The sequence below is a fragment of the Desulfuromonas acetexigens genome (genome assembly GCF_900111775.1).
Taxonomy (GTDB): Bacteria; Desulfobacterota; Desulfuromonadia; order Desulfuromonadales; family Trichloromonadaceae; genus Trichloromonas; species Trichloromonas acetexigens.
In genome coordinates, this window is record NZ_FOJJ01000034.1 from 173,351 (window position 1) to 190,221 (window position 16,871).

At 52.5% G+C, this 16,871-nt stretch carries 16 protein-coding genes; all 16 read left to right on the plus strand.

Translation table 11 applies throughout. From position 1 onward, the window contains the following. Window positions 1-111 precede the first annotated feature (111 nt). The 16 genes from flgM to BQ4888_RS17375 all read left to right on the plus strand — a co-directional run bounded on the left by flgM (window position 112) and on the right by BQ4888_RS17375 (window position 16,830). Window positions 112-402, plus strand: coding sequence for a flagellar biosynthesis anti-sigma factor FlgM (flgM, locus tag BQ4888_RS11520; protein ID WP_092057403.1), 291 nt, complete (start codon window positions 112-114; stop codon window positions 400-402). A 2-nt stretch (window positions 403-404) separates the two neighbouring features. After that, complete coding sequence (locus BQ4888_RS11525; protein ID WP_092057404.1) at window positions 405-761, plus strand: hypothetical protein; 357 nt, start codon at window positions 405-407, stop codon at window positions 759-761. A 1-nt stretch (window position 762) separates the two neighbouring features. Continuing rightward, the gene (gene flgK, locus BQ4888_RS11530; RefSeq protein WP_092057405.1) at window positions 763-2,142 is read left to right on the plus strand and encodes a flagellar hook-associated protein FlgK; all 1,380 of its coding nucleotides are present in this window, start codon (window positions 763-765) and stop codon (window positions 2,140-2,142) included. 3 nt (window positions 2,143-2,145) lie between these two features. Continuing rightward, window positions 2,146-3,087, plus strand: coding sequence for a flagellar hook-associated protein FlgL (gene flgL, locus BQ4888_RS11535; RefSeq protein ID WP_092057406.1), 942 nt, complete (start codon window positions 2,146-2,148; stop codon window positions 3,085-3,087). A 28-nt stretch (window positions 3,088-3,115) separates the two neighbouring features. Beyond that, window positions 3,116-3,358 (plus strand): carbon storage regulator CsrA, encoded by a 243-nt coding sequence (gene csrA, locus BQ4888_RS17875; RefSeq protein ID WP_092057407.1) that lies wholly within the window; start codon window positions 3,116-3,118, stop codon window positions 3,356-3,358. After that, the gene (locus BQ4888_RS11545) at window positions 3,355-3,777 is read left to right on the plus strand and encodes a flagellar assembly protein FliW (RefSeq protein WP_092057408.1); all 423 of its coding nucleotides are present in this window, start codon (window positions 3,355-3,357) and stop codon (window positions 3,775-3,777) included. Before csrA ends, BQ4888_RS11545 begins: the two co-directional genes overlap by 4 nt. Before the next feature lie 218 nt (window positions 3,778-3,995). Further along, the gene (locus tag BQ4888_RS11550; RefSeq protein WP_092057409.1) at window positions 3,996-6,482 is read left to right on the plus strand and encodes a 6-hydroxymethylpterin diphosphokinase MptE-like protein; all 2,487 of its coding nucleotides are present in this window, start codon (window positions 3,996-3,998) and stop codon (window positions 6,480-6,482) included. A 54-nt stretch (window positions 6,483-6,536) separates the two neighbouring features. Further along, window positions 6,537-7,565, plus strand: coding sequence for a UDP-N-acetylglucosamine 4,6-dehydratase (inverting) (pseB, locus tag BQ4888_RS11555; protein ID WP_092057410.1), 1,029 nt, complete (start codon window positions 6,537-6,539; stop codon window positions 7,563-7,565). Further along, window positions 7,562-8,734 carry a UDP-4-amino-4,6-dideoxy-N-acetyl-beta-L-altrosamine transaminase gene (pseC, locus tag BQ4888_RS11560; protein ID WP_092057411.1) on the plus strand — a complete coding sequence of 391 codons (1,173 nt, stop codon included), beginning with the start codon at window positions 7,562-7,564 and terminating at the stop codon, window positions 8,732-8,734. Before pseB ends, pseC begins: the two co-directional genes overlap by 4 nt. Window positions 8,735-8,773: 39 nt before the next feature. Next, window positions 8,774-9,685: a methyltransferase domain-containing protein gene (locus BQ4888_RS11565; protein WP_092057412.1), complete on the plus strand. Its 912-nt coding sequence runs from the start codon at window positions 8,774-8,776 to the stop codon at window positions 9,683-9,685. Window positions 9,686-9,695: 10 nt separating this feature from the next. Beyond that, window positions 9,696-10,610 (plus strand): N-acetylneuraminate synthase family protein, encoded by a 915-nt coding sequence (locus BQ4888_RS11570; protein WP_092057413.1) that lies wholly within the window; start codon window positions 9,696-9,698, stop codon window positions 10,608-10,610. Then, window positions 10,603-12,387 carry a cytidylyltransferase domain-containing protein gene (locus tag BQ4888_RS11575; RefSeq protein ID WP_170232840.1) on the plus strand — a complete coding sequence of 595 codons (1,785 nt, stop codon included), beginning with the start codon at window positions 10,603-10,605 and terminating at the stop codon, window positions 12,385-12,387. Before BQ4888_RS11570 ends, BQ4888_RS11575 begins: the two co-directional genes overlap by 8 nt. Beyond that, a complete protein-coding gene (locus tag BQ4888_RS11580) occupies window positions 12,388-13,542 on the plus strand; it encodes a glycosyltransferase (RefSeq protein WP_092057415.1) in 1,155 nt (384 codons plus the stop codon). It abuts the gene before it with no gap. 25 nt (window positions 13,543-13,567) lie between these two features. After that, window positions 13,568-14,911 (plus strand): radical SAM protein, encoded by a 1,344-nt coding sequence (locus BQ4888_RS17370; RefSeq protein ID WP_140396648.1) that lies wholly within the window; start codon window positions 13,568-13,570, stop codon window positions 14,909-14,911. 21 nt (window positions 14,912-14,932) lie between these two features. Then, entirely contained in the window at window positions 14,933-16,066 is a 1,134-nt protein-coding gene (locus tag BQ4888_RS11590; RefSeq protein WP_092057417.1) for an FkbM family methyltransferase, read from the plus strand. A 38-nt stretch (window positions 16,067-16,104) separates the two neighbouring features. After that, window positions 16,105-16,830: a hypothetical protein gene (locus BQ4888_RS17375; protein WP_140396649.1), complete on the plus strand. Its 726-nt coding sequence runs from the start codon at window positions 16,105-16,107 to the stop codon at window positions 16,828-16,830. Window positions 16,831-16,871 lie beyond the last annotated feature (41 nt).

The window sequence follows — 16,871 nt, forward strand, 5'->3', positions numbered from 1 at the left end:
AGTTTTCCCTCGGCGCCGCCGATAAGACAGGCAAGAAGAGAACCTTTCGGGTCTTCGTCTGTGCCCGGTCAAGCCCCAAACAGACCTCCATGAATGAAAAAGGTGACCGTCATGACAGAGAAAATCAACTTCGGCAAAGGAATCGGACCGATTGGCGCGCCGAGCGTGCCGCGCAAGGCCGAAACGGCCAAGTCCGAGGCCGGCAAGGGCGCGACGGATCGGGTCGCTTTTTCGTCCGTGTTGCAGGAAGTCGGTAAAGCCAAGGAGGCCGGCGCCATGCAGAGCCCGGAACGTGCCCAGAAAATCGCGGCGCTCAAAAGCCAGATCGCCAACGGTTCCTATCGGCCCGACCTGGAGAAGGTCGCCGAAAGCCTGCTCAAGTTCATCGGCAAGGAGGGCTGATCATGGCCGCCGACGGTGTTCGGGCCGACCTGGAACGGCTGCACGAGCTGCTGCTGCGGGAGCGGGAATGCGCCAAGACCCTCGCTGTCGACGAGCTGATGGCCGTCACCGAGGAGAAGGAGGCCCTGCTGCAACGGTTGCGCCCGGTCAACAATGCGAGCCCCGAGGTTCGCGCCCTGGCCGAAGTCATCCAGAAAGAGAACCGGCGCAACGCCTATCTCTTCTGGGCAACCCTCAAGTTTATCCGTGAAAGTGTGGGTTTCTTTAACCGGCAGGTGGCGCAGCCCGCCTCTTACGGTTCCGCCGGCGGGCTGGTGCAACAGACCGGCAGCGGCATGTTTCTGACGGGGAAGGTGTAGTATGAGTGGCCTCATCAACGCTCTGAATATCGGCAAAAGCAGTCTGCTCGACGGTCAGCGCGCGATCGAGGTCGTCGGCAACAACATCTCCAACGTCAATACCGAAGGGTATTCGCGTCAGGTTCCGGTCTTTACCGACTTCCCCACCCTGAATATGAACGGCTTCATGGTCGGGCGGGGGTCGAAGATCGACGTCCTCGATCGCGAGTACAACAATTTTCTTGCCAAGATGATGCAGGAAAAAAGCTCCGCCCTGGGGGAAGAGGATGCCAAGTCCACCCCGCTGGATGAAATGGAGCGCATCATCAGCATCTCCGAAAACGGCCTCTCCGGCTCCATCGACAACTTTTTCGGTTCCTGGCAGGATCTCACCGGCGATCCCGGCAGCCGCGTCAATCGTGACCTGGTGCTGCAATCGGGCGAGCGTCTGGCGCAGGATTTCCAGGCGACGGTCTCCGAACTGGCCAAGCTCTCGGAAAGCATGAACACCATGCTGCAATCCCGGGTCGACGATCTCAACCTCAGCATCAACGAGGTCGCCAGCCTCAACCTGCGCATCTCCACCATCGAATCGACCGGCCAACCGGCCCTCGCCGACCGGGACAAGCGCGACCTGCTGCTGCAGAAGATTACCTCGCTGGTCGGCGGCACCAATACCGAGAACGCCGCCGGCATGGCCTCGATCTTTCTGCCCAACGGCCTGCCTCTGGTTTCCGACGCCACGGTCATGCCGGTGCTCACCGAGCGGGTCGGCGACACCTTGCAGATCAGCCTCGACCTCGGCAGCCACAAATACGAGCTCAACACCGAGCGGGTCGGCGGCGAAATGCGCGGCCTGATGTATCTGCGGGATGAATTCATCCCCGAGAAAGTCGCCGATCTCGACAAACTCGCCAACGGCATCATCACCGAGGTCAACGCCCTGCATCGCGCCGGAACCGGCCTCGACGGCATCACCGGTCGCGATTTCTTCGCCCCCCTGGGCGAAGAAGCGGGCGCCGCCGCCATGATCCGCATGAACCTGGGCAACTACCGGGAAGTCGCCGCCGGCGACTCCAACGCCCCCGGCGACAACACCAACGCCCTGCGCCTCAGCGCCCTCGGCACCGCCCGGGTGATGGACGGCAGCGAAACCTTCGTCGGTTACTACGCCCGCATCGCCGGCGACGTCGGTGTCGAAGCGAGTCGCAACAAGCTGGCACTGGCCGGCAATCGCGACGCCCTGACCCAGGTCGCCAATCTGCGGGACAACACCGTCGGGGTTTCCCTTGAAGAAGAGATGATTTCCCTGATCAAATTCCAGAAGAGTTTCGAAGCTTCGGCCAAATACCTCAGCACCGTCGACGAGGTGATGAGTCAGCTTCTGGCCATCCGGGGGTAGCGTATGAAAGCGAGCAACTCGACCACCTATCGCTCGATGATGCTGTTTCTCAACAGCACCACCTCCAAACTGCAGGATCTCCAGGTCGCCACCGCCACCGGGCGCAAGATGAATGCCGCCTCCGACAACCCCGCCGGGGTGTCGCCGGTGCTGCTCACCCGCTCGCGGATGATGTCCGCCGAGAATCATTACGAAAACAACCTCGCCGCCATCGACCGCCTCAGGGCCCAGGACACCCAGATGGCGCAGGGCGAAAACCTCATCAACCGCGCCATCGAACTGACCGTTTCCGCCGGCAACGGTACTTACAGCAGCTACGAGCTCGAAGTTCTGGCAAGCGAGATCGGCGACCTGCGCGACTCCATGGTGAGCCTCGCCAACGGGCAGATGGACGGCAAATATTTCTTTGCCGGGTTCAACGATTTGACACCCCCCTTTGTCGAAAATCCGGCCCATGCTCTCGATCCGACCCAGCCGCCCATGCTTTATCAGGGGGATCAGGGGCGCAAACAGCTGGAAATTTCCCCGAGCGAGACCGAAACGATCAACTTCACCGGCAGCGCCGTCTTTCTCGGCGATGAAGACGGCGACGGCGTCACCGATCCCGGCCGGGTCGATATTTTCGCAGTCATGACCGGCATCGAGGAAGCCCTGCGCAACAACGATTCCTCAGCCGCCACGGCGCAGCTCGGCGATCTCAACGTCGCCCTCGAGCAGATCAGTATCAACCGCAGCCAGATGGGGGTGGTCGCCAACCGCATCGATCGCGCCAACGAAAATATCCAGGACATGGAACTCGACCTCGAAGAGGTGCTGTCCCGCTATCAGGACGCCGATCTCATCGAATCGATCACCGAAATGATGCAACAGGAACAAGCCTTGCAAGCAGCGATGGATGTGACGGGACGACTCAGCAAATTGTCGATCCTCGATTATCTGCGCTAAAAATAAATTACACGCCAGGGAGGGCCAGATGCTGGTATTGACACGGAAGGTCGGCGAGGGTATTCGCATCGGCGACGACATTACCATCACCGTCGTCGAGATGAAGGGGGGCGGCATCCGTCTCGGGATCATGGCGCCGTCGACGGTGAAAATTCACCGTCAGGAAGTCTACGATCGCATCCTCGAAGAGAACAAGGAAGCCACCCAGTGGGTCATCGCCGATCTGGACAGCCTGAGCGCCGGCCTGCCCACTCTCAAGGAGGTCAAATGAAGGTCATCAATACCCGTTTCGGGCAGGTGGAATACGATCCGGCCAAAACCCTGCACTTCCCCAGCGGCCTGATCGGCTTCGAGAACCTGCGCGAGTTCATCGTCATGCCCAACATCAAGCGCGGGCCCCTCTTCTGGATCCAGAGCGTCGAAGACCCGGAGATCGCCTTCGTTCTCACCGATCCCACCAACTTCTTCGTCGACTACCGGGTCGCCCCCGACGACAACGAGAAAGAGAAGCTGGGAATGCAGGACGGCGACGACTGTCACGCCCTGGTCGTCGTCACCGTCAACTCGGGCAGCGACTTCACCTTCAACCTGCTCGCGCCGATCCTCTACGCCCCGGGTCCCAACCGCGCCATCCAGGTGGTGCTGGAACAGAGCAACTACTCGACCAAAATGCCCCTGCCCAAGGTGTAAAGGGCGTGGCGCCAACGGAACGGATCGAAAGGCCATCTCGCGAAGGACGCGGAGTGGCCTTTTTTTTATGGATCGGCAGGCAAAATCGCCGGTGTCGGAATTTTGGCCGGGGCTTTGCAGGTATAGCTTTCAGGAAAAGAAAATTCGTTATTCATCTTCCCCGTGTCAATAGTTTGACATAAGCTAGGCGAGGGAATCCGGATTCTGGGAGGTCGCGGGTGGAAAGTTCGGTTCAGAATGATTTAGGGCCTTTTCGCATCAACCGCTTCGGCGACCGCTACCTGATCAACGTCAACCGCGAGCGCTTCGACAAACTCGGCGCCGAGGTGGTTTTCGATCAGCGGTTCGGAAAAAGCCTGTTTAATCGGGACACCTTCTATATCATTGTCGGAACGGATTCCGGTTTGCTGCCCCAATATGTTGCACACAAGGGGCCTCCCGAGGGGAGTCGCTACCTCTTTGTCGAACTCCCCGAAATTCTCGAGCGGATTGATCGTGAGTCGATCGAGCGGATCGATTACGCAACCCCGGAACAATGCCTGGAGTCGGCCAAGTCGCTCAACCTGAACGAATATATTTTTATCGACAAGGTAGAAATTATTTACTGTTGCGCCGCCGAGGACATCTTTTGGGAGGCCTATCGGGATGCGGCAAAAACTCTAAGGCAAACCGTCAACCGCTATCTCTGGGAGGTTAAATCCTCCCTTGGCTTCGAGGTCTTCATTCGGCGACAGTTGGAAAATCTCGGTGAAAACCGGGTTTCGGCCAACATCCTGACGGGTTTGTTCGAGGGGAAGACGGCGGTGCTGCTGGCCGGTGGCCCCTCCTTGGATGACATCTTCCCCTGGCTCCTGGCCCACCGCGACCAGGTTGTCGTTATCGCGGTGTCCAGGGTGTCGCGGTGGTTGCTTGAAGTCGGGATCACTCCGGATCTCCTTGTTTCCGTCGATCCCAACCCCTCCAATTTCGATGTCAGCAACGAGATGCTTCAGTTTTCGAAAACCTCGCTGCTGGTTAACAGTTATCATGTCTGTCCCTACGTGTTGGGACAATGGGGCGGGAAGAGTGTTTTTTGGGGCAATGCCTTTCCCTGGAATTCTCCCCTGAACGCCAATACTTCAATTACCATGGGGCCGACGGTGACCAACATGGCTCTCGACACCGCCGTGGAAATGGGATTTTCCCAGATCGTTCTGGCCGGCGTGGACCTCTGCTACAGCCGGGAGGGGTATACCCATGCACAGGCCTCCCGGGAACATGCCATCGGAGCCTGTTTCATGAACACCGATGTGCAGGTGGAAACCTATGGCGGCTGGCGGGCCTATACCCATCCCGCTTATGCCATGGCGGTTGGCGAGCTTGACGGGCAGGCGCAACGGGCTCTTCAGAGAGGATGCAGGATTTTCAACCCGGCGCCCGGAGCGGCCCGGATGAGCCATGTCCTGCACGTCGACCTGGACCATCTGCTGCTTGAACCCATTGGAGAAGCCGCTCGCGATAGGATTTCCCGGGTTTTGCCTCCGGATACGACGGTTTCCCGCCGTGAGCATTACAAACGGGTTCTCGCCGAACTAGAGCGCGCCGAAACCGCCCTGACCCGGATCCGGGAGCTGTCGGTGTCGGCCCTTGAGGCCAACGCGCGACTTTTTAATGCCGGCGGAAAGATGAATTTTAAATACCGGCACCGGCTTGAGAAAATTGAAAATTCCCTGGCCGGTGAGCATGGTCATTTTTCATCGTTGGTGAAACTTTTCGGGATCCCCAGTTTTATCAAGGTGTCCCACCCCGATTCCGAGAAGCGGATGAAAAAGGTCGAACTGGAAAACCTGGGTCAAATTTATTACCAGGCCTATCGGGATAGTAGTGAGCGCTTGTTGCTTTTGCTTGGGGAAGCGCGGTGCCGAATCGAGGCGCGTCTTGAGGAAGAGCAGCCCGTTCCCGATATCCATCGGCTTGCGCGGCAATGGCGACAGGATGCCCAGCCCGGGCGCGCCTTGGTCTGGCGTGAACGGCATGGGGACAAGCTCGATGCTGTTGGCGATGAGGGCGAGAACTTGTTGAAAGATATCGAGGTCCAGTTCGATTGGTTGCTGAAGAGGGGTTACATCGGATTTACGGGGTACGGGGAAGTCGAGGCGAAATATCATGACTATTTTCTTTCCGGCGCCTTGCACCGGTTGATGGCCGTCTATCAAAAAAAAGACCGGGCCGAACTGGAACAAATGACCGAGGCCCTTGCCGCGAATTCTTCAGCCAAGGCCAAGCCCCTGCTTTCTCTGGCCCGGGGCTATCTCGCGGAATTGGATGACCGGAGCGAGGAATCTCTCGATCATTATCAGGAGGCTCTCGACGCGGAAGATGAACATCTTCAGGAAGAGGCCTTGCGGTCAATTGCCTCTCTCTGCCTAAAGACCGGTGCGACGGAAGACGCGTTGTTGGCGTTGGAACATCTATCCGGGCGCTCTCCCGTTTATCTGCTGATGTATGGCGATACCCTTAAGGTCCTAGGGCGGGTGGAAGAGGCCCTTGAGGTCTATGCGGAGTATCTGGAACAGGTTCCTGAAGATTATGCCGCCATGCTCAACCTCGGGTGCTATTATCGGGAGATGGGGATTGCCGAGGGGGCCCGCTTGATGTTTGAACATGTTCTGGACGCGGTACCAGAACATCGGGTTGCGCGAATGTTGTTGGAGGAGATGGGCTGAAACGCTTGAGGCTGATCTTTAGCGTTCACAATAACGACAGCGAGGAAAACGACCATGCTCAACGGAAAGTCAATTCTGATAACGGGTGGAACCGGGTCATTTGGTCGGAAGTTTACGGAGACCGTTCTGCGTGAGTTTCCACGGGTGAATCGTCTGGTGATTTTTTCCCGCGACGAAATGAAGCAGTTCGAGATGGAGCAGGACTTTCCTCGGAACAAGTATCCGCAGATTCGTTATTTCATCGGCGATGTGCGTGACACGCAGCGTATTCATCGCGCAATCGAAGGCATCGATATCGTCATTCACGCCGCCGCCCTCAAGCAGGTTCCGGCGGCGGAATACAACCCCTTCGAATGCATTAAAACCAATGTGTTGGGGGCGCAGAACGTCATTGATGCCTGTCTCGACGCCGATGTTAAGCAGGTGGTGGCTCTCAGTACCGATAAGGCTGCGGCTCCCATCAACCTGTACGGGGCTACCAAGCTTTGTTCGGACAAGTTGTTTGTGGCGGCCAACAATTTCAAGGGTAAGCGCGACATAAAATTTTCCGTGGTGCGCTACGGCAACGTCATGGGCAGTCGCGGCAGCGTCATTCCTTTTTTCTTGAAAAAGAAAAGGGAAGGGGTGCTGCCGATCACGGACGAGCGGATGACTCGGTTTAACATTACCCTGGAAGATGGGGTTCGCTTGGTACTCAAGGCGCTTGAAGTTATGTGGGGAGGGGAGATCTTCGTCCCCAAAATTCCCAGCTATCGGATTATGGATGTGGCCAAGGCCGTAGACTCGGGCTGCCGTATCGAAATCGTCGGTATTCGTCCCGGCGAGAAACTGCACGAGGAGATGATCACTGCCACCGACGCCCTGAACACCATCGAGTTCAAGGATTACTACGTTATTCTACCGTCCATGCAGTTGTGGAACACCGAACGATGGAAGACTCAGTGCGAAGGCCGTCCCTGCCCCGAAGGCTTTGCCTACAACAGCGGCACGAACACTGAATGGCTGAGTGTTGAGCAGTTGCGGGAGCTGATCTATGCCCACCTCAACCCGGACATCAACCGCCGCAAGGACGACTTCGCATGAGTAGTCTCCCGATTCCCTATGGTCGCCAGAGCATCGGTGTCGCCGACATCCAGGCCGTCGTGGATGTGCTCAAATCCGATTGGCTCACCCAAGGTCCGACGGGAGAGCGCTTCGAACGGACCGTCGCCGACTATTGTGGCGCCGCCCACGCGGTTGCCGTGAACAGCGCCACCTCCGCCCTGCATATCGCCTGCCTCGCCGCCGGGCTCGGCCCCGGCGACATCCTCTGGACCTCCCCTAACACCTTCGTCGCCTCCGCCAATTGCGGCCTCTATTGCGGTGCCTCGGTGGACTTCGTCGACATCGATCCCCGTACCTACAACATGAGCGTCGAGCGCCTGGAAGAGAAACTGGCGTGTGCCTCGCGGCAAGGGTTGCTGCCGAAGGTCGTGATTCCGGTCCATTTCGCGGGGCAATCGTGCGACATGAAAGCTATCGCCCGTCTCGCCGAACGGTATGGGTTCACCGTCATCGAGGATGCTTCCCACGCCATTGGTGGACGGTACAAGAATGAACCGGTCGGCAACTGCCGGCATTCCGCCATGACGGTGTTCAGCTTTCATCCCGTCAAGATCATCACCACCGGCGAAGGGGGGATGGTGCTGACCAACAGCTCGGAACTGCACGAGAATTTGGTGCGTCTGCGCAGCCACGGCATCACCCGTGATCCGGCGCTCATGACGGGAGAATCCCACGGTCCCTGGTACTATGAACAGATCGAACTGGGATTCAACTATCGGATGACTGATATCCAGGCGGCTCTCGGGGTAAGCCAGATGGCGCGGTTGTCCGAATTTGTCGAGCGGCGAGACCATTTGGCGAAACGCTACGACGCTGCGCTGATTGATTTACCCCTCACCTGCCCCTGGCAGCATCCGGATACTTACTCTGCATTTCATCTTTACGTCATTCGCCTTGATCTTGGTCGAATTGGCAAGAGTCATCGCGAAGTTTTCGAGGGACTCCGTTCCCAGGGGATTCTGGTGAACCTGCATTACATCCCGGTACATATCCAGCCCTATTATCGGGCCTTGGGCTTCACTGGCGGCGATTTTCCCGAGGCAGAACGCTACTATCGGGACGCGATCACCCTGCCCCTCTACGCCGGTCTGTCGGAAGCCGACCAGACGCGCGTAATTGAAACCTTGCGCTCGGTAGTCGGGAAGTGACTAGAGCTGATACTGAGATTAATAAAAACCGAGGTTCCCATGCCAGTACCCACACCCAAGGATTTGCTCAAAGCCTATCGTCAGGGTTGTAATATCACGGAACTGTTGCGCGAGGCACAAGGCCGCACACAGAATAGTGAAGAAATCATCGAGGTGGCTTACGATCTCCAGGCCGGCGGTTACATCGCCGCCATGGAGAATCCTGAAATGGCACGCCACAAGGGCGAGTACACCGCTGCGATTGCCCGCGAGATCCTCCGGCTCACCACCCCGACCTCGCTGCTTGAGGCCGGAGTGGGAGAGGCTACCACGCTTTCCGGAGTGCTTGGTGTCTTAGCCATGGACTCTTCTCAGGCCTACGGCTTCGATATCTCTTGGTCGCGCCTTGCGGTTGCTCGCCAATGGCTTACCGATGAGAAATTTCCTCAAGTTAGGCTCTGTACCGGTAGTTTGCTGCAGATTCCTTTCGCCGACAACAGTATTGATGTGGTTTATACCTCACACGCTATTGAGCCGAATGCCGGCCAGGAACAGCAGATTCTGCGCGAACTCTACCGGGTGACCCGTCAATGGCTGGTGCTTTTGGAGCCTGGCTATGAACTGGCTGGCGATGAAGCTCGGCGGCGCATGGAACGCTTCGGCTACTGTCGTGGGCTTGCTGAGTCTTGTCGGGTTCTCGGGTATGATGTGGTCAGACATGAGTTGTTTCCCCTGACCGCCAACCCCCTCAACCCTACGGCCATAACTGTGATCCGCAAGGATGAACCTCGAGAGCGTCCAACTCATGTATTGGCCTGTCCCCGGTTCAAGACCCCTCTCCAAGAGTTGGGGGGGATGCTGTTCAGCCCGGAGGCGTTGGCTGTCTATCCGGTGCTGTGTGGAATCCCCTGCCTACGGCCTGAGTCAGCTATTCTCGCCAGTCTCTATCCGGATTTTTTTCAAGGTTTGTAAGGGGAAGGCAATGAACACCACGACTATCTCCGTCCGAGGGAGTGGCAAGTACGCACCTCGAAGGAATCCCCCCCCTCTTTTCGTCGCCGAAGTCTCCAGCAATCACCACCGCGACCTGGAGCGCTGCTTTCGCTTCATCGACGCGGCGGCGGCTGTGGGTTGCGGTGCCGTCAAGTTCCAGTTATTCAGGATCGAGGAGCTATTCGCGCCGGAGGTTCTGGCCAAAAGCCCAATGCACCGGGCACGAAAAGACTGGGAGCTTCCCGTGGAATTCCTCCCGCGACTGGCGGCTCGGTGCCGGGAGCGGAAAATCCAATTCTCCTGCACCCCTTTCTATCTGGATGCAGTCGAAGAACTTCTCCCTCATGTCGATTTCTACAAGATCGCTTCCTACGAACTCCTCTGGACCGACCTCTTGAACGCCTGCGCCCGTACCGGCAAGCCGCTGGTCCTGTCCACGGGCATGGCCACTCTAGAGGAAATTCAGGGGGCCGTGGAAACGGTGCGAGCTGCCGGCTGTGCCGATCTGACTCTGCTGCACTGCGTCTCCGGTTATCCCGCGCCGGTCGAGCAATGCAACCTGGCCGCCATCCGGACCCTGGCCCAGCGTTTTTCCTGCTCCGTGGGTTGGTCAGATCATAGTGTCTCGCCCGCAGTCATCTATCGGGTCGTGCATCGCTGGGATGCAGGAATGGTTGAATTTCATTTGGATCTGGAGGGGGAAGGGGACGAATTCAAGACCGGTCATTGCTGGTTGCCGGAGCAGATTGAACACGTCATCAAAATGACCGAGGCCGGGTTCGCCGCCGATGGCAGCGGCGATAAGACGCCCGCCGCCGCCGAACTTCCCGATCGGGAATGGCGAGCGGACCCATCGGACGGGTTACGGCCGCTCAAGCATATACGGGAGAGTTGGCATGGCTAAGCCAAGGGTAGCCGCCATCATCCAGGCTCGCATGGGCTCCACCCGCCTACCGGGCAAGGTGCTCATGCCCCTGGCGGGTAAACCGGTGCTCTGGCACATCGTTCACCGTTTGCGCAAGTGTCGCATGGTGGATGTGGTTGCCATAGCTACGTCCGACAAGCTTTGCGACGATCCCCTCGTTGAATTTGCCCGCGACGAAGGAGTCGAACTGATTCGAGGCCCCGAGGATAATGTACTGCAGCGCTACGCCTTGGCAGCAGAAAAACTCGATCCGGATTACATAGTTCGCGTCACCGGTGATGCACCTTTAATTGACCCTGAAACAATTGATTTACTGGTCCGGGAAATGATCAGCCAAAATGCCGATTACTGCCTTGGAGAGTCGCAACGGCCGACTATCCATGAGGGGTTTGATCCGTTCTCGCGACGAGCACTCGACAAGCTATTGCGGGATGTATCTGACGATCCTGTGGCTCGTGAACATGTTACGGCGTATTTCAAGTCTCATCCTGATTTTATCAAAATCGCACGAGTACCGCTCCCAAAAGGATTTGAAATAGAGGGCGTTCGCACTTCAGTCGATACACCTGCTGATTTGGAATTTCTTGAAATTCTCTATCAGAGACTTCGGTTCGCCCCTGGAGAGCTAGAACTCCGCCAAGCCGTCAAACTTCTCCAACAAGAACCGAAGCTGAAAGAGATCAATTGCCACGTTCGCCAAAAAAATGCCACTGACCAATCCCGTTTTATCATTATCAGATGCGACGGCGATAGTCAGATTGGGTTAGGGCATGTAACGCGTTGCCTCGTACTAGCCCATGAGCTGCGGAATCACCATTCATGGGGGGTTCTGTTCGCTGTGTCATCGGGCACTATTGGAGTATCCAGAGTACGAGAGGAACTCTTCCCCGTCACCATCAAACCCGATGGCATATCAGAAGACGCCTGGCTGGAATCATTGGTAATTGACCGGCACCCTGACGCTTTGTTGTTCGATATTCGTACTGATTTAGGAAGAAATGCCCTTGAGCGTCTAAAGGGAAAAGGCCCTATAATTATTGTTCTGGATGATAACAGCGACCGGAGATTAGTGTCGGATTTGGCATTCTACCCACCTGTCCCGCAAGCTTTCCGCCTCCAATGGCCTCACTACGCGGGCCGAGCACTGATCGGATGGGAATGGATTCTGATTAAGGAGGATTACTACAAACCGCACCCATCGCCGAGAAATTCAACTCCCCGGATTCTGGTGACGATGGGCGGAAGCGACCCTGCCAATCTCACCCTTCTGGCCATCGAGGCATTAGAACTGGTCCCAGACAAGGTTGTCGTCGCGTTAGTGCTTGGTCCGGCTTTCGCGCATGATGCGGAGATCTCCGCATCACTCAGTAAGTCGAAACAAACCTATGAAATTTACCGGAATTTGCCCGGGCTTGCAGAAGTGGCAGCCACCGTTGACTTTGGAATAGTAGCATTCGGGGGAACGGCATATGAATTGGCAGCACTAGGGGTACTGACGATCTTGATCGGCTTAACCGAAGATCATGCCGAATCAGCGCAATGTTTAGATAGTGCTGGATTAGCGATAAATTTGGGAGAAGCCTTCCATGTAGCACCTGCAATGCTGGCAGAAACTGTTTCAAAAGTTTTACAAAATCCTGCGAGAGGTTCTAAAGTTCACAATAAAGCTCGCAAACTGTTTCATATTCCGGGCGCACAAAACATTGCCAGAGCAATATCAGAAACGGCTGAACTTATGCGTGTAAGGAGATATTAAATGGGATGTCCTTTAGTATCGATTATTGTGCCTGTCTATAATGCTGAACGGTTTCTAAATGAAACCCTTAACAGCATCAAAAGCCAAACATATAATAATCTTGAAGTTTTGGTAATAAACGATTCTTCTTCAGACAACTCTGTAGAAATAATCGAAAAGTTCGTCAAATCAGATTTTAGATTTAGATATTTTTACAACACAACAAATCAAGGCGTATCACACTCGACCAACGTAGGCTTATCTCAGTGTAAAGGTGAATATATAACTTTTCATGACCACGACGATGTTATGCTTCCTAGCAAAATATCTTCTTGTGTCGAAATTCTAGAAAACAATACTGAATTAGATGGCGTCATAACCATTGCTGAATACATTTCTGAAGACGGCTCCCCTTTGGGAACGAAAACGGCTTTGCCTGATTATATAACAAATAATCCATTTTTTGTCAGAGCTTTTGAGAGAAGCTACATCCCAACATGGGCTATGTTCATGCGAAGGGATATAATCAACAAATTAGAATTCGACGATAACATAAAGATAGGAAACCAGGATGCTGATTTTTTTCTGAGATTGTTGTATCGAAGGCCTCAATTATATTATTTATCAAATCCCCAGAATAGATTCCGCCAAGTATCTAAATCGTTATCAAAAAAATCTACTTCAACTTGCGAAATATACAAAAAACATAATGATGTAGACATAGCCAAGCTTTACACACAAGCAGGATATTCTAAGGTGGTAATTGACTACGCATTGGCTAAGGCGAATTTATGGCGCGAAAACATTGAATCTGCACTTAACTACATAATATCGGCGCATGAACGTATAAGCGAATTTGACGAAGAAGAAAAAGACAACGTTTATTTTATATATGCGACTTGCCTTTATCTGAATCAGTTATTTGAGCCATGTTTAGAAATTTTGCAAAAAATTGAAGGTAAATCATTTCGAGCAGAAACTCTGAATAACCAAGGCGTTTGTTGGGCAATTTTCGGCGATCTAACAAAGGCCAGAGATTACTTTGAATCTGCCCTTTCTATCCTGCCAGAGTATATTGATCCCAAAAACAATTTGTTTGCTTTAAATGCTTCGGAGTCAATGCCAGTGCGGCACTTCACAAAATTCCCCCTTAGAAGCGTTTATAAAACAATTTGACCGTATGTCAAAATGGAGGTTTTAGATGGTGTCTTTAATGGCGCAACCAAAATGGGGAAACTGGTTTTTACGAAATTTAGAACATATAGATTATCAAGGTGTATTGGAACTTACGACATCATGCAATTACCATTGCGCTTATTGCTCTAATGGGAGGGGTAGAGAAGAAGAAGATGTATTAAGACGTGGGCACACCTGCGAAGATATAGACAAAATCGTAAGTTTTTTTAACAGTAATAAAACTTGGCATATTGTTATCGGTGGTGGTGAAGCATCTATTCATCCGCGGTTTTACGACTTATCGAATAAATTGTCACATAATCATTACATAAGTGTCTATACCAATCTGTCTCTTGATATTGACCGTCTTTTCAGATCGATATCTTCCGAAAGAATTTTAACAGTGCGTTGTACGCTCCACAACCTTGAAAAAGAATCGGATTTCTTCAACAAACTTAGACTTCTTAAAGAAGCAGACTTTAATCCGGCTATGGTTTTGGTGGCAACTCCTGAAAGAATACCCGAGATAGATCGAATTGCTGCAAAGTGCACAGCATTAGAAATTCCTTTTTCGCTTTTCCCCTTGGCTGGCCCGTATTTAGGTAAGATATATCCTCGCGATTACGACCAGGATGTTAGGGATTTCCTGCTTGAGCGTCCTTCCTTAGTTCTGTATCCAGGTCATATTGTGAGACTTCTTACGCATAAAGAGGGCTTGGTTACATCAGGATTCATGTGCACTGCTGGTGCCAATTTTTTCTCAATCCATGCGGAAACAGGGGCAATCAATCGGTGCGAGGGTGTCCACCAAAAAATTGGCAACATTTATACTGGACAATTCAGTCCGTTAATCGGTCCCACCATATGCCCATCATCAAGCTGCATTGACTACTGTTACGCCGATAACCTCGCAGATAACTACGCTTATAATTTTTTCAACGAACCTTTAAGCGAAGCGGAAATGCTCACAAGGTGTCACGCTTTTGCCGATGAATCCATAATGCGACTTAACAAGACACGTAAAATAACCACCGAACGAGCCCACGAACTAATTGCGGGGAGAAAAACATTATTGTGGGGCAGCGGCATGGCCGGCAGTTTTTTCTTGCAGGCATATTTGGATACTTACAGCGGGGACAATATCGTCGGCTTTGTCGATACAAACAATGAAAAATGGGGTAAGAATATTAACGGAAAGAAGATTTATGCGCCACATCAAATAGCCGAAATAGATCCAGATATTGTATTAATCTGCGCACCTGCGTTCGAGGAAGAGATTCTTGAAATGGTTCCACAATGGATTACCCCTTCTGTTCAGGTGTTTGGCCTCAGTAAAGATGTCACCAATTCTTCATCATATGGTTTCTAAGTACAAGGGAGTACAACCCGCATGACAAACGATATTTTTCAAATGCTGGGCAACAGGGTACTTTCTTATCGCGAGGCCCTAGATTCTTTCGACCGCGCTGTTATTTTTGGGGCAGGTGGTGCCGGGCAGCATGCATGCCGGTATTTACAGGATAACAACAAAGAAGTGCTTTTTTTCTGCGACAACAGTAAAAACAAAGAAGGGGCGAAGCTTGACAGCATTAAAATCATGCCTCCAGAAGCACTTCGCAACAATACGGACTTGGTCGTTGTTATAGCTTCAGGGTGGTCTAGAGATATTGCTCTCCAATTGAAGACCTTGGGTGTGAAACGTTATTACGACTTTACTGATATAGTGTACCTATACCAACCTGGCGGGATTGAATCTGATATATGGGGCGACCACTTCAACGCCTCGTTAATTAGAGAAAGTTCGGAACAGATCGACAAAGTTTATGAATCATTGGCGGATGACGAGTCAAAACACGTGTTCTCTGGAGTTCTCAAATATAGGCTAACAATGGATCCCTCCTTCCTGGAGATTTCTGCATATCCACAATATTATCATCCGGAAGTTAGGCCCGAGATAAATGATGTCATAGTTGACGCAGGAGCATGGAAAGGTGATGTTTCTATTGACTTTGCTAGGTATTTAAAAAACAAATGCAAGATTTATGCATTTGAGCCTTCTGTCGGCAATATCAACGATATGAAACTTGAGATAATAAAAGCGAGTGTAAAAGATGCTGTAATACCTGTCCACATGGGAGTTTGGGATATTGAAAAGGAGTTTCGACTTAATACACAGGCAGGTTTCGACCAAGGGTTTTATCTTGATGAGCATGGTGAAGAAGCAATACAGCTTACTAGCTTGAATACTTTTTCAATCACAAACAATATTGATTTCAGTCTCATAAAAATGGATGTAGAAGGTGCTGAAATCGAGGCATTGAAAGGTGCCAGCAATATACTTTCCACCAAACATCCACGTTTACAGATTTGTGTTTATCATAAGTCAGAAGATTTGTGGGAAATCCCCCTCTTTCTTCAACAATATTACCCTAAAGGTAATTTTTATTTTGGTCACCATGGACAACACTTACATGAAAGCGTTTTATATGTCAGCTCTTCTTTGAGTGCACATGCAAACATTTGAGAACCTGATTCGCGCTACGCAACCAAAGGGCAACGATCATGAAAATTGACCAATTATCAAAAGCAATAAATAAAGCAGACCAATCATCATTAACAAAAGCACTTCTTTTACTTCTAAGTCCCCACACCACACCAGTATTTGGCTCTGCAAAATCCATAGAGCACGAAGTTGCCGCGATAAGAGCATTACAAGAGCTTCAGATTCTGAGTCAAACCCCGGACGAATTTGAACTTGTAATGTCCCTGCGCATCACCAAACAAAAGGCCCGAAATTTATTGTATCAATCCGCTCTCCGTCAACCAGTAGATGCAGGGTCAATCAATGCTAATTTGCGCAAACTGTTAAGTAACCCTCGCGTTCTCAAAGAAGACGACAAGATTTATATCGAGGTTCCGGATCCTTTTATGATGGACAATCTTCGCCAGCGAGTGCGCCAACTCGGGTTTTTGAGCGATGGTAGCTTTTCTTCATCTGTTGCCAAACTTTCGACAGCTGCTCTAAGTGCTTTAATAGAAAACCTCATCCCGAAAGAAGAACAGCAGATCATCTCGCAGAAACTGAAGAAACAAGGAATTAAGGGCGATGACCTCAGCAGTCTCATTTCTGGTGTGCTGAGTCAACTCGGCAAGAAGGTCGCCGGGGCAGCAGGTGAAAAAATTGCTGAAAACATTGGGGACAAGGTGGGTGAATTCTTGTTTGAAGGTGCTAAATCAACTTTTGATTGGGTTCACGATGTGTGCTTACGTATGAATGCTAACACATAATACAATACACGACAACTACGCTATCTACTGATCCAGAGGAA

Coding starts and splice junctions, on each gene's coding strand:
- pseC (WP_092057411.1), top strand. CDS start 7,562: ATGAGTAGTCTCCCGATTCCCTATGGTCGCCAGAGCATCGGTGTCGCC.
- flgK (WP_092057405.1), top strand. CDS start 763: ATGAGTGGCCTCATCAACGCTCTGAATATCGGCAAAAGCAGTCTGCTC.
- BQ4888_RS11575 (WP_170232840.1), top strand. CDS start 10,603: ATGGCTAAGCCAAGGGTAGCCGCCATCATCCAGGCTCGCATGGGCTCC.
- BQ4888_RS17375 (WP_140396649.1), top strand. CDS start 16,105: ATGAAAATTGACCAATTATCAAAAGCAATAAATAAAGCAGACCAATCA.
- BQ4888_RS17370 (WP_140396648.1), top strand. CDS start 13,568: ATGGTGTCTTTAATGGCGCAACCAAAATGGGGAAACTGGTTTTTACGA.
- csrA (WP_092057407.1), top strand. CDS start 3,116: ATGCTGGTATTGACACGGAAGGTCGGCGAGGGTATTCGCATCGGCGAC.
- BQ4888_RS11580 (WP_092057415.1), top strand. CDS start 12,388: ATGGGATGTCCTTTAGTATCGATTATTGTGCCTGTCTATAATGCTGAA.
- pseB (WP_092057410.1), top strand. CDS start 6,537: ATGCTCAACGGAAAGTCAATTCTGATAACGGGTGGAACCGGGTCATTT.
- BQ4888_RS11545 (WP_092057408.1), top strand. CDS start 3,355: ATGAAGGTCATCAATACCCGTTTCGGGCAGGTGGAATACGATCCGGCC.
- flgM (WP_092057403.1), top strand. CDS start 112: ATGACAGAGAAAATCAACTTCGGCAAAGGAATCGGACCGATTGGCGCG.
- flgL (WP_092057406.1), top strand. CDS start 2,146: ATGAAAGCGAGCAACTCGACCACCTATCGCTCGATGATGCTGTTTCTC.
- BQ4888_RS11565 (WP_092057412.1), top strand. CDS start 8,774: ATGCCAGTACCCACACCCAAGGATTTGCTCAAAGCCTATCGTCAGGGT.
- BQ4888_RS11525 (WP_092057404.1), top strand. CDS start 405: ATGGCCGCCGACGGTGTTCGGGCCGACCTGGAACGGCTGCACGAGCTG.
- BQ4888_RS11590 (WP_092057417.1), top strand. CDS start 14,933: ATGACAAACGATATTTTTCAAATGCTGGGCAACAGGGTACTTTCTTAT.
- BQ4888_RS11570 (WP_092057413.1), top strand. CDS start 9,696: ATGAACACCACGACTATCTCCGTCCGAGGGAGTGGCAAGTACGCACCT.